The 14,029-nt window shown below is 49.1% G+C and carries 4 protein-coding genes; 3 read left to right on the forward strand and 1 reads right to left on the reverse strand.

What is annotated here, in order from left to right; genetic code table 11:
• Positions 1 to 108 precede the first annotated feature (108 nt).
• Both MHB46_RS17010 and MHB46_RS17015 read left to right on the forward strand, forming a co-directional pair.
• Entirely contained in the window at positions 109 to 1,197 is a 1,089-nt protein-coding gene (locus MHB46_RS17010; protein ID WP_341162941.1) for a hypothetical protein, read from the forward strand.
• A 262-nt stretch (positions 1,198 to 1,459) separates the two neighbouring features.
• Positions 1,460 to 1,657, forward strand: a complete 198-nt coding sequence (locus MHB46_RS17015) for a cold shock domain-containing protein (protein WP_013312263.1) — start codon at positions 1,460 to 1,462, stop codon at positions 1,655 to 1,657.
• A 159-nt stretch (positions 1,658 to 1,816) separates the two neighbouring features.
• Here the strand turns inward: MHB46_RS17015 and MHB46_RS17020 are convergent, their stop codons facing one another.
• Positions 1,817 to 12,892, reverse strand: a complete 11,076-nt coding sequence (locus MHB46_RS17020) for a DUF7507 domain-containing protein (RefSeq protein WP_341162942.1) — start codon at positions 12,890 to 12,892, stop codon at positions 1,817 to 1,819.
• 434 nt (positions 12,893 to 13,326) lie between these two features.
• Between MHB46_RS17020 and hpf the strand changes: the two genes are divergently transcribed.
• The gene (gene hpf / locus MHB46_RS17025) at positions 13,327 to 13,887 is read left to right on the forward strand and encodes a ribosome hibernation-promoting factor, HPF/YfiA family (protein ID WP_013312261.1); all 561 of its coding nucleotides are present in this window, start codon (positions 13,327 to 13,329) and stop codon (positions 13,885 to 13,887) included.
• The last annotated feature ends 142 nt before the right edge of the window (positions 13,888 to 14,029 follow it).

Raw genomic sequence — 14,029 nt, forward strand, 5'->3', positions numbered from 1 at the left:
CTGTTTGTTTAAAGGATAATTAAGTATGTTATAGAATTAGTACATCATCCATAGGGATTATTTTCAATCTATGAATAATTTTAAGTATTCTGAGAAGGGATGATGTTTATGAAGTGGGGAAAATATCTTTCTGGAATTTTATTAGCTATTTTAGTTTTAAGCAGTATGTCAATAGCTCCAGCCTCAGTTGAGGGCAGTTCATCAAGTACGACGGAGAAGGGGAGCCCTACGCCATTTTCGGTCAGTACGACTCAAACGCTGGAACCTACCAGCACGACTGAGGCTGTATATGGCGATACTCTTAAAGTGAACAATCACCGGGTTACATTAATGTCTAATTTCAATGTGAACGGTGACCTCATGAGTTTCACTGATTCTTTAACGACAGTTGATCCAACAGATTTTTGGTTCTTTAACGTGCCTACGGATAGAAGCATTCTGGCACAGATCAAATCCAGTAATCCCAATTATAGATTTGACTTGTACTCGATTGATTGGAGCACGGGAACAGCAAGTTTGACGGGTTTTGGAGGAAAGGCCTCTGAATTGAAGTTTGCTACAGACTTAAAAGCAGGGGACTGGGGACTTCGTGTTACCTCCACAGGAACGGTAGGTGAAAGCTATAGTATCCACATGAATGCGGCCTCGCCAGCGGATACACCGATTAATGGTAAGACGGCCAAGCTAACATCCTACTCTAACAATTTGTTATATACGGTCATTGAGTATCCAAATGGAGATATTAAGGTGAATGGGACCCAAATTGCCAATACAACAGTGGCAAACCCGAATTTGGAATGGTCAAGAGAATTCAACTTTTCCAGTGGTGGCAGTTATTCTTCAAGGAGTCATAATGTATCAGATGTTCGGGTTAAAAGTATCACTACGCCTGTGAAGTATACCTCAAATTATGCAAGCTCTGATAATGCTGTTCTGATTGTTCTAAATGCAGATACGCTTTTTACCTATTTTGAATCTGCATATAGTTCTGGCAATCCACCGTATCACAGTTCCTCTTTTGTTGACACCAGTGGCAGAACTACGCCGAGACGCCTGGATTTTATTGATATGGCTGGAGATCCAGACATTCTTGTGTATGATCTCGATACAAAGAAAGTAATTGATTTTGTAAGTAACTTGAATTACTACTATGCAAAAGGAATTGAGCCCCAGCCAACGGTAGTATACTATAATTAAGTAAATAAGAAATAACAAAAATTTTCAATGTTTTTCCCCCTAGAAGTTTCAAACATCCACAAAGAGTTTACTATACTTGTATAGTAAACTCTTTTGCCTAATATACCATTTCAATCTATAGAAATAGATTGCTTTGTAAAATTGGAATAACTATGAATGAAAACATTATCAATTCCAATTGACAATGGATAACTTTGGGTGGTATAGTCGGAAATGTGGGCGAGAGCTTCACTTCATTTGATGACGAAGGGAATGTTAGTGCATGCAAGGTAAAGTAAAATGGTTTAACGCAGAAAAAGGTTATGGTTTCATTGAAACGTCTGACGGCGGCGACGTATTTGTACATTTTTCCGCAATTCAAACAGAAGGCTTCAAAACACTTGAAGAAGGACAAGACGTGGAGTTCGACATTGTCGAAGGCGCACGTGGACCACAAGCCGCTAACGTAACCAAATTATAATCATCCCCGGCATAGCCGACCTACATAATTGGTAAGATGGTTAGCAATGGATAACGCGCTAGCAACTGCCCTGGAATATATTCCAGGGCTTTTTTATGTTTTCTAATTACATAAAAAAGCCCCTTACCCGGTGGTAAGGAGCTCAACACAATAGAACATTTACTCTAGAGAACCGTCAAAGTCAGCCATCTCCACAAAAATGGTATTGGAGGAGGCAGATTGTTTCTCTACGCTTCCGTCTGGATAGAGGAATTGATAGCGCAGGATGACCTGGGCGATCAGATACGCGCGGAGCGCAGATTCGATGTCGAAAGAAAAGACGATGACGGCTTTGTGGTCTGGGTCAAGCCGACCTAACGGAATCCCTTGGAGCAGGTTAGGATGCGGAAGCGGCACAGAATTCACGGTGACGGTTCTCAGTACAAGGAAATCTTCGGCTGCAAATGGTGCAGTGAGCAAGAGCTCTTCCAGCGGAGTATTGCCGATGTTTTCCACATGGACGGTGAAGGACAGGGTATCTTCTTGCCCGACACGCAAAGCGCTGGAGCTAAGCGTAAGTTTAGGGATGGCGGCAATAACGGTCACGCCGACGGTGTTGGTTTGGGTTGTTTCCTGGATGGTCTCTCCACCACTACGACGTGAGGTATATTCGATGGTGGCTTGGTTGCTGAATGTTCCCTCTGCTGGTGCTTCACGAATTTGTGCCTGGAGCGTAAGGGTGAGCGTCTCCCCTGGTGCAATATCCGGGAGCGTGATACCTGCGGCGGGATTAGCGCCTGGCTGTGCTTTTTCTTGGATAGTTAGGCTGTTGGGTACATAAATGAGTCCATGCGGCAATGGGTCTGTGAACAGCGGATACTGCGCTGGGATTCCTCCTTTGTTAGTAATTTGGATGGTGAAGGTGAGTGTGTCGCCAACAGAGGCATCCGTCGTATTCACCTTTTTAACTAATTCGAGCAGCGGGAATACCACTGGGATTGTAACGGTATTGGTAGTCAATGTTCCCAACACGGTTCTTCCTCCAGGTAACGTAAACGAGTAGGCAAGGGCAGCTTGATTTACGATGTAACCGGATGGAGGCGTCTCCGATACGGTCACTTGATAAGTCAGTGTCAATGACTGCCCAGGTTCCACAGACCCAAGGCTAACACCGACAGTAGGATCGGTTCCTGACAGTGATTGACCGTTCAACTGTATGCTGTCAGGAATCAATAGAGTCCCGGCAGGAATGAAATTTTGCAGTGTAACTTCGGATGTTACGTTGCCAAAGTTGTTGAGCAGTAACGTATAAGTGAGGCGTTCTCCTGCGATAGCCTCTGTATTTTCCGTGGAGATACTTGCGGCAAGCTGTGGATCAAAAACAGTTATAGTCACGGTATTGCTGGTAACCTCGCTCGCACCGTCACTGCCAGCATATTGAAGACGTACGCTATTGTTTAGACGTCCTCCGAGAGGCAGAGACTGAACGTTCACGCTGTAGGATACATCCATTGTCTGTCCCGCCTGTAAGCTGCCGATAAATAATGGTTCACCCGGCTTGCTAGCAGCAGGTGGAGAACCGTTAATTCTCAAGCTATCCGGGTTTATGATGGTTCCATTCGGTACGTAATCGGCTAACACTACATCGGTAATGACCGAGCCTCCATCGTTAACAAGAGTCAACTGATAAGGCACAGCATCGCTTAATGCGACAGTAGATACTGTTGTGCGTAGCACGGCTGACAAGACTCCTTTAGCAGTAGGGGCTACTTTAACCGAGACAGAAGGTGAAGCAGTTACCAGATTCGTGCTTCGTCCGTCCGGCAGCTGGTAGGAGTAAGCCAGCGAAGCTTGATTCACCAGTGTGCCAGACTCGGAGGCACGAACGACAAGCGCGGAGAAGACGGTAGTCGTTTTTTCTCCTGGTGCGATGGTGCCTAGGGCAATGCCTTGCCCTGGACTGACCCCATATTGAGGGGTTCCATTAACCGAAACAGAGCCGGGAACAAAAGAAAGATCCGATGGCAATGAGTCCGTTAACAAGCCAAACGCACCGATATTTCCCGTATTTTCTGTGATGATGGAATAGGTGATGCTTTGACCTGGCTGTACGCTCTCCGTGCTGGCTATTTTCATCAGTTTCACCACAGGCTGAAGTAAGGCAATGGTGACAGCATTGGACAAAACAGCACTCGCTTCTTCACCATTTGAGAGTAACAAGCGCGCCTGATTCGTACGTGGCCCTGGCTGTTCTGTCGCTGTGATACGGACATCAAAGGATATGACAGTCTTGGTATTCGCTTCTAACGGTGGCAAAGGTATGCCGGTTCCGGGATCGCTTTCTGCCACCGTAGATCCATTAATCTGAACTGAACCTGTAATAAACTCGATGTCCTCTGGCAAAGTATCCAGCAAACGGGCATCTTGCACGGTATTCGTATCCTCGTTGAGGATCACGAGTTCATACGTCAAGGTATCGCCAGTAGTGGCGAAAGGTGAGCTTACGCTTTTGCTTAATGTGATGTCTAGGGATGAAACGGCAACCTCAACGATGTTGGATAAATGGAAACCGCCTGCCTCTCGTCCATCTGGTGCATTAAAGCGATAGTCTACCTCAGCCTGATCTACCAGCAGTACGGTTGCAGGGATGGAAGATACCAGCACTTGGAAAGTGACGGTTGCCGATTGTCCTGGTGGTATGACTGGAGTCGGGATTCCAGAAACTGGGCTTGTGCCGGGAGCTGCAATGCCGTTAATCGAGACGGTGTTCGGAAGGAATACAGAGCCGTCCGGAATATTGTCACTTACAGTAGTTGAGGCTGCAATGTTACCCGTGTTGGATACGACAATCGTGTAAGTGATGATGTCTCCGACGGTGGCATTATTGGTATTGCTTGTTTTGACTGCTGTCAGGATCGGCTGGAAGACCGGAATGGTTATTACATTAGATGTTGAGCTACCGGTAAATACTCCGCTGGTAAAGCTAACGGATGCCTGATTAGTTAATTGTGCCGGTGTTGGCAAGAAGTCGACTCGAACCTGGAACGTAACGGTAGTAACAGCTCCTGGAGCGAGCGTACCGATGGCAATACCAAATCCAGGGTTTCCATCAGGGAAGGAAGTGCCGTTTATGGTAACACTGCCATTTACAAAGGAGCTTCCCGCCGCAATTATATCTGAAACCACTATATTATTGGCTGTACTGATCCCATTGTTGGAGACAGCCAGTGTGTAGGTGATGATATCGCCAATAATGGCGTCGGTAGCCGCCGTTCCTTTGACAATGCTAACGTCTGGTGAGGATACAGAGATACTAACTGAATTGGATACAGCTGATCCGGATACAGTTCTGCCATCTGGTGGTTGGAAAGTGAATGAGCCTGATGCCTGATCGACCAGTACCTGTGGATTAGGCAGAGTATTGATAACGGTTTGGAACGTTACGGATACCGTTCCGCCTGGCAGCACGGATCCAACTGGAACGCCAGTTTCGATGGACAACCCAGGTTGCGGACTGCCAGCAATGCTGACACTGTTGGCAAGGAAAGTCGATCCGGCCGGGATGTTATCGCTGATGGTAAGCGCTGCTGCAATATTGCCGCTATTCATGGCTGTAATCGTGTAGGTCAGTGTATCGCCGACGGAGGCGTTAAGAGTGCTGGATGCTTTAGTAATTGCAATTAACGGTTGGAACACAGGTACGATGAGTGGATCGGAAAAGGCAGTGCCAGTGAACGTTCCGCTAGTAAACGTGACGGCTGCAATATCTGTGAGCAGTGGTGGCTGCGGCAAAGACTGGACAGTTGTCTGGAAACTGACGACGAATGTATTTCCAGGTGCGACGTTTCCGATGGCAATTCCAGCAACCGGAGAGGCATTAGGGAAGGCTACTCCGTCGATTAGGACACTGCCCGGAACGAAGGAGGTACCTGCAGGAATTGTATCGGTTACAACAGTATCTGTGACTGAATCCACACCGCTATTCGTGATGCTCAGTGTATATCTGATCGTATCTCCGACTACAGCGGCTGCTAGACTGGATGTTTTAATCACCTGAATATTAGGTGCAGACACAGCAACATTGACTGTATTGGATGTGACGGAATCACTCAGCACCCTACCATCTGGCGGGGAGTACGTAAAGTTTGCTTGCCCTTGGTCGGTCAATACAGGCGGAGTTGGCAGAGTCGAGACGATAGTTTGGAAGCTCACTGTAATACTGCCTGAAGGGGCCAGTGATCCGAGTGTTATGCCTGTAACTGGCGAAGCCCCCGGTACAAGGATGCCGTTAACGACTACGCTGTTAGACAGTAGTTCAGAACCTGCAGGAATGTTATCCGACAGCACAGGTATAACGGCAATATTTCCGGTATTAGTTAGCGTCAGGGTATAGACCAATGTTGATCCGATCTGTGTGTTGACGGTATTGACGGTTTTGGTCAGGCCGATGATCGGCTGATAAACGGGCAAGGTAACCGGATCGGATTGCGAAGACGAGGTCAACGCGCCTGAAGTAAAGCTGACGGTCGCTTGATTGGTTATTTGCGGCGGTTGCGGCAGACTAACGACGGAGACCTGGAATGTAACTGCTGCCGAACCACCTACAGCAATGGTGCCTACAGGGATACCGGAGCTTGGCGACGCAGCAGGCACCGAAGTTCCATTCACGGTTACGCTACCCGGAACAAAGCTGGTACCGGGTGGCAGTTGATCAGATACAACGGCATTGACGACTTGACTGATTCCGTTATTCGTAGCAATCACAGTATACGTAATGGTATCTCCGACTACGGCATCTGTAGCGGAGGCTGATTTGATAACGTCCACATCTGGCGAAGAGACCGAGACGGTCACGGACGGAGATACTGCACTTCCAGTCAGGACACGACCATCTGGAGGTTGATAGCTGTAAGCTGCGGTCGCCTGATTGACCAATGTACCTGATGCGGGCAGTGAGGTAATGACTGCCTGAAAGGTCAGAGTGATGGTCGTAGCTGCACCTATGATACCTAATGGAATCCCAACACTTGGATCTGAGCCAGGTGCGGCGGTGCCATTGATCACTACACTATTAGGGATAAAGGCAGCCCCTGCCGGGATGGGATCACTAAGGACGGTATCTGCGCCGATGTTTCCAGAGTTCGTAACGGAGAATGTATAGGTTACCGTATCTCCAACCGTAGCTCTTCCCGTTCCCGCGCTTTTAGTTACAGTGACGATCGGTTGATACACAGGGATGGTAACGGGATTGGATACCGAAAATCCGTTAAATGCACCTGAAGTAAAGCTGACGGTCGCTTCATTGGTAATGGACGCTGGCGAAGGCAGTGATTGTACGTTAAGCAAAAAGCGAATGGTGGCTCCGCCCCCAGTTCCAAGCGTTCCGACAGGAATGCCGTTTTGCGGGTTGGCTGTAACAACAGGAGTACCATTGATTGTAACGCTGCCCGGGACAAAGGCAGTTCCAAAAGGAATAGTATCCGTGACGATTACGTTAGTAACCGGATCGAGTCCGTTATTAAACGCAGTTATGACATAGGGGACAGAATCACCCACGACAGCGACAGCCACATCAGCTGCCTTCGTGACTGTTACATTCGGTGACGAGATTGGAATGGATACAGGCAGGGCCGCTCCGCTTCCGCTCAGCGTTCGTCCATCGGGCAATTGGAACGTGTAGCTCACAGTGGCCTGGTTGGTCAGTATGGACCCAGGTGGTACCGATATGACCACGGCGCTGAACGAGACGGTTACCGTCGCGCCTGGGGCAACTGAACCGATATTAATGCCTGTAATCGGGTCTGCTCCGGGAATGGGGGAACCGTTGACCAGTACGCTATTTTGATTCAGACTAAGCGAGCTGGACAACAGATCGAGCACGACCGTTTCTGCAGGCGCGTTGCCGGTATTGGTTACAGTGATGAAAAAGCCAAGTGTATTCCCTACGGTTGCACGATCTGCACTGAGGGTATTGGTCACATTCAAAATTGGCTGAAATACAGGCAGGCTGACCTGATTCGAGGCGGATTGACCTGCGAAAGCCCCGGAATTAAAGGAGACCGTTGCCTGATCCGTTGACAAACCTGACGCTGGCAAGGATGTTACCGTTGCCTGGAAGGTGACCGTTACTGAGCTGGCAGCAGGGATAGTACCTACGGATATGCCTGTGGCGATGTTGGCTCCCGGTATAGTGACACCATTGACTTGTACGGAGTTAGGTATAAAAGTAGTGCCATCAGCAATCGGGTCGATAAAGACAGTTCCCGTCACGGGTGTAATGCCGCTATTTACTGCATTAATGGTATACGTAATGGTATCGCCGAAGGCAACAGAAGTCTGATTGACCGTTTTGGTCACGGTGACATTCGGATTGGATACGGGAATGAACACCGGATTCGATTGTGCGCTCCCATTTAATGTGCGGCCGTCAGGTGGCTGGAAGGTGAATGTGGCCGAACCTTGATTTAATAGGCCTAGGCCAGCAGGGACAGCGTTAATGACCACTTGAAAGGTAAGGGCGACAGAAGCCCCTGCTGCAATGTTTCCGACCACTACCCCTGATTGAGGATTGGCTCCAGCAACAGGCAGACCGTTCACGGTGACGCTATTCGGTATAAAGGAGGAGCCTGATGGAATGGCATCGGTGAAGGTGGCAGTCGCTGCTAGATTACCTGTATTTTGGGCGGTGAGTGTATAGACTACGGTGTCGCCTACCGTTGCTTGACTCGTATTTGCGATTTTAACAAGACTGATAATAGGCTGGTAAACAGGGACGACAACTGTGTTGGAGAGTGATGTGAAGTTCAGTGTACCGCTGGTAAAAGAAACTGTAGCCTGATCACTCAGCTGAGGTGGCTCAGGCAGGCTGTTGACAGACACGGAAAAGGTGACGGTTGTTGACGCTCCAGCAGCGATGGAGCCGATTGGAATCCCCGTTAAGGGGCTGGCTGACGGCAATGTCGTTCCATTTACAATAACCGAGCCAGGAACAAAAGTGGAGCCCGACGAGATCGTATCGTTTACCCGAACATCCGTCACGGTTTGGACTCCGCTATTGGTAGCTGTAATGGTATAAGTTATTGTATCACCGGGAACTGCGTCAGCTACCGAAGCACTTTTGCTTACCTGCACATTGGGTGATGATACAGGAATTGTGACAATATTGGACGAAACATTGCCGTTAACAATCCGGCCATCCGGCGGTTGAAAGGAAAAGCTGATATTCGCCTGGTCGGTGAGTTGGGGAGGTAAAGGCACGGAAGTAATCACCACCTGAAAAGTTGTTTGAGTCACGGCTCCAGGTGCAATGGAGCCAATAGACAGACCTGTTTCGGGACTGGCACCGGGAATAGGAACACCGTTGACAACCACACTGTTCGGTACCAGTGCTGAGCCTGCGGGGATATTGTCTATCAATGTGGCAGCAGCTGCAATATTACCGCTGTTGGTTACTGCCACAGAGTACGTTACGATGTTTCCGACTGTGGCTGATATAGGCTCAGCGGTTTTGCTTACGCTTAACACCGGAGCGTTCAAAGCCACTGTCACCGGGTTAGATACGGATACGCCTGAAAAAACACCGCTGGTGTAGCTGACACGCGATTGATTGGTGAGCTGCGGCGGACTTGGCAATGGAGAGGATACCGTTGCCCTGAAAGTGATCGTAGCTCCCCCTCCAGCGGCAATGCTCCCAATTACGATACCTAAAGACGGATCTCCACTGGTTATTGTGGAGCCATTCAGCGTTACGCTACCCGCAGTGAATTGAGAGCCGGCCGGGATAGGATCGGAAACGACCACATTGCTCACGGTCTGGATTCCGTTGTTGAGTACGGTCAGGGTGTATAACACCGAATCACCCGGAATGGCGGTGGAACGGTCTGCAGTCTTCGAAATGGACACATTCGGCGCTGACACAGGAATGGATAACACGTTGGACGATGTGCTATCTGTTCGCACTCGCCCATCGGGCAAGGTAAAGGAAATGGCGGCGGTGGCCTGGTCTGTCAGTTGGGATGGTGTTGGAAGAGAAGCCACTACAGTTTGGAATGTCAATGTGATAGGGCTTTGCGGCGACACGGTTCCGATGAAAATACCTGCTGCTGGACTGGCTCCGGGCTGACTAACACCATTGATTACCACGCTGTTCTCCATAAATGTGGACCCGGCAGGAATAGCATCTGTCAGCGTTACAGAAGCGTTATAGTTGCCGCTGTTCGTGACCAACAATGTGTACAGAATCGTGTCGCCTATCGTAGCTGCTGTTGTATTTGCAGATTTGGCCACACTGATGCGAGGCTGATAAACCGGCACAGAGACGGTATTTGTCTGGGATGTTCCGGTAAAAGCACCGCTGGTGAAGCTGACACTGGCTGTGTTTTGCAGCGGCTGTACGGACGGAACGGCATTGACCAGCACAGCATAGGACACCTGTACGGATGCGCCTGCGCCAATGGTGCCGACTGGAATGCCACTTCTTGGGTCGGCTGTGCTCACAGGTGAACCACCGACGGTTACGCTTCCGGGCACAAATGACACGCTGCCGGGGAGTGGATCGGTAATCACGGTGTTTGTGATGGGGTCAATTCCGTTATTTACGGCGTTCACGCTGTAGGTCAGCGTTTCGCCAACACTAACGGATGTGAACCCCGCAGACTTGGTTACTGCTACGTTGGGAAGCGAAATCGATACGGAAACAATATTGGAGAGAAGTGAGCCCGACAGGGTTCTTCCGTCTTGCAACTGATATGAATATTGGAGCAGGCCCTGATCGTTTAATCCACCCCCGGGTGGTAGGGAATCCACTGTCGTCCGGAATGAGACTGTAATTTGTGCACCAGGGCTTACGGTGCCCACTGAAATTCCCGTATTAGGATTGGCGCCTGGCACTGAGGACCCGCCGACAATGACGCTTCCGGGAATAAAGGTGGAGCCTGTCGGTACAGTTTCCGTCAAAGTCGTGTTTAATACCGCTGTTCCGGTATTAGCGATGAGGAATGAATAAGTAATCGTCCCGCCAACGCTGGCACGGTTGGAGCTGGCGCTTTTGGTAATCGTCGGCGCTGCAATAACGACAGGTATGGTTACAAGATTGGACAAAGATGATCCGGTAAAGGCCCCAGAAGTGAAGCTGACAGTTGCACGATTGTTGATCTGTGCAGGAGAAGGCAGAGAATTAATGGCTGCCCGAAATACAACCGTAACCGATGCGCCTGGAGCTAAAGTGCCGATCGGAATGCCGTTCACAGGTGTAGCAGTCGCAGAAGCAGTTCCGTTCACGGTGACGCTACCAGGTACAAAGGCAACTCCGCTTGGTAGCGGATCGGTAACGACTACATTGGTCACATTGGCGATTCCGTTGTTTGTGGCGGTTATGGTAAATTGAACAGTCTCTCCGACTGCGGCTGCCGCCAGGGAAGAGGCTTTTGTCACGGTCACATTTGGTGAGGATATGGGAATGGTGAGCGTGTTGGACGTCCCGCTTCCGTTCAATACACGTCCGTCAGGCGGTGTAAAGGTATACGTGTAAGCTGCCTGATCGGTCAAAAACCCAGAGGCGGGAACCGCGTTGACGAGGGTTTGGAAGGTCACGGGTATAGTAGCACCTGTATTAATCGTTCCTACTGAAAAACCAGTAGCGGGATTGGCAGCAGGCACGGAAGAACCACCAATGGTCACACTGCCCGGTATGAAGGATGATCCGGTGGGAATGCTCTCCGAAAAGCTGAGATTTGCAGCAATGCTGCCCGTGTTGGATATCTGGAATGTGTACGTAATCGTATCTCCAACTGTAGCAGCCGTTGTATTGGCACTTTTAACAATCCCAATAACAGGTTGGTAGATTGGTGTACTGGCAGTGTTGGACGGAACGTTGCCAGAAATGACAGGCCCTCCCGGCACGGTTTGGAAGGAAAAGGATGCCGATGCTTGATTGCCCAGCTGGGTGTTTGCTGGCAATGAAGTGACGGTTGCACGGAATGTAATGGTCGCCGTGGAAGCAGGAGCTACACTGCCCACTGTGATACCTGTAGCGGGATTGGCCGTTGGCTGGGCTGTGCCCGCGACAACAACACTGCCGGGTACGAAGGTAGCCCCGGCTGGTATGGTATCGGTAAGCACTGTGTTGGAAGCACTGACGAGCCCCGTATTCGAAATGTTAATCGTATAGGTCACTGTATCGCCGATAACCAAGCCTGTAGAGCTGGCTGTTTTGGTCAGGGTCACCAGCGGAGCATTGATATCAATTTGAATGGCATTGGCATTTACAGTGTAAATGTCGCCATTTGTTGTCAGCTGGAGGACACCTGTGGTTTGGCTGTTGAGCAGCGTGGAGGATATATCGACATTGGTAATGTCCCAACCTTGCCTTCCGCCCGTCACCTGCGTTCCAGGTGCCCCATTTACGGCATTAGTTGTACCGAAGGTCCCGGTCGTGACCAATGTACCGTCGTCTCCGTTAATTTGGGAAGCAAAAAAATTAGTTGAAAAATTATTAGGCCCAGACAGCGCAGTCAAACTGGATGTGGTAGGTCCAAACAACGCACGGTCACCAGTGATGTCCACGTCACCCTCTTGGGCGCTAATCAGCGCCCTACCACGCAAAGTCCCCTGTACGGGCGTGGCAAAGCCACTCACCACCACATTGACCGAGCCTGTAGCAGTACTGACCCCTTCACCACCAACACGTAGCGACAGGTTACGGAAGGGCAGAGATGGGTTATTGTACACCACAGCCAGCGTCCAGCCGGCATGGTTGGTGCTGGTGGAATCGGGAACCGTGATGGTGCCCGTCACATTTCCGACTGTGTATGCCCCTGCACCGCCTTGACTGACCAGATTTGTGACATTCGCTGTTCTCACATAGGTACTGAGACTAGTGACGTTGACTGATGTTGCAGATTCAGGGCTGACCGTAGTAGATAAAGCAGGTGTCTGAAATGTGACCGGGTTGCTGGCGCTAGACAATACATTAGTACTGCCGTTGGCATAACTTCCTCCCCAAATAAGCTCAGCATACAGCACCGTACTGCCCGTAGGGAGCACAAGGAATGCTGTCGATGAGTTACTGGTAAAGGCAGAAGTCGTGCCAAATGGATACGTGCCGAAGCGAGAGGCTGTATTGGTTGTGATGAACGCGCCAATGCTGGTCGTTGTTCCCGGCACTCCTACCGAATTAGAGCGTGCCAGCCCAAGTGTATTCCCTATAAAGGTGACAGCCCCCGTCTGGTTCGTTACGTAACGCTGAATAAAAGCCATGGATTAGCTTCCTACTTTCCATCTCTTCCAAATCCGTTATCTTGGGATCTCCGTATAGGGAAGAGCCAGCTAGGCTGGGTGTAATAATCCTTTCGTATAAATTGTCTGGGTTGTAACCAGGCCTTGCATACCGCACAAGTCCATGTACCTGTCCAGCGGGAAAGGGACACCCCCTTTTTCGATAAAAATCGCTTAGCATGAAGCCAAAAATAGTTGTTTGTCATGACGTCAGCGGGGAATATTTATATATGCACTCATTATTCACATATGTATGCAAATCAATTTTAAACATACCTGTTTTCAAAGAATGACGTTATCGGAAGCGTTTTAGCGAAAAAAGAAGAATTTTGTAAAATAGCTTCGAAATGTTGGTCTCTTTTTTTACTTGGCGTTAACATATGTGCTATACTGGAGGAGCAAAGGAGGCGTGCCCTATGAACTTAACAGTACGAGGTCAACAGATCGAGGTTACCGACGCTTTGAAGGACTACGTTGATAAGAAATTCAGCAGACTTGAAAAGTATTTCGATGCACCCCCGACGTCTGATGGAAGTGTAACGTTAAGCACAACCAGAGATTTGCACACTGTAGAAGTAACCATTCCTTTGCCGGGGCTTGTACTCCGTGCCGAAGACGAGAGCGATGACATGTATGCATCCATTGATGCCGTAGTAGACAAGCTTGAACGGCAAATTCGCAAGCACAAAACCAAGCTAAACCGAAAATTCCGTCAGGAAGGTAGTTTGAAAACCCTTTTTGTGGAAGATCCGGCAGGTGGCGTGGCTGTTGCTGAAGATGAGGATGTAGAACTGGATGAGCTGGAAGTCGTCCGCACCAAGCGTTTCTTATTGAAACCTATGGATGTGGAAGAAGCCATTCTTCAAATGAACATGGTTGGACATAATTTCTTTGTATTTTCCAATATAGACAACGAAGAAGTTAACGTAGTTTACAAGCGCAATGATGGTAAATACGGTCTGATCGAACGGGAATAGCCTGTAAGTAGGAACTTTTTACATTTTAAAATGAATAGAACGATTTCGATTGAAGCATGCTTCATGGATATTAGGAAAATGAAAACAACACGAGCCTTATCCTTGCGAACCTGGCGGGATAGGGCTCTTTTATATGTTTTTT

Origin of the sequence: Paenibacillus sp. FSL H7-0703, assembly GCF_038003485.1 — a bacterium.
GTDB lineage: Bacteria > Bacillota > Bacilli > Paenibacillales > Paenibacillaceae > Paenibacillus > Paenibacillus polymyxa_B.

Coding starts and splice junctions, on each gene's coding strand:
- MHB46_RS17015 (WP_013312263.1), top strand. CDS start 1,460: ATGCAAGGTAAAGTAAAATGGTTTAACGCAGAAAAAGGTTATGGTTTC.
- MHB46_RS17020 (WP_341162942.1), bottom strand. CDS start 12,892: ATGGCTTTTATTCAGCGTTACGTAACGAACCAGACGGGGGCTGTCACC.
- hpf (WP_013312261.1), top strand. CDS start 13,327: ATGAACTTAACAGTACGAGGTCAACAGATCGAGGTTACCGACGCTTTG.
- MHB46_RS17010 (WP_341162941.1), top strand. CDS start 109: ATGAAGTGGGGAAAATATCTTTCTGGAATTTTATTAGCTATTTTAGTT.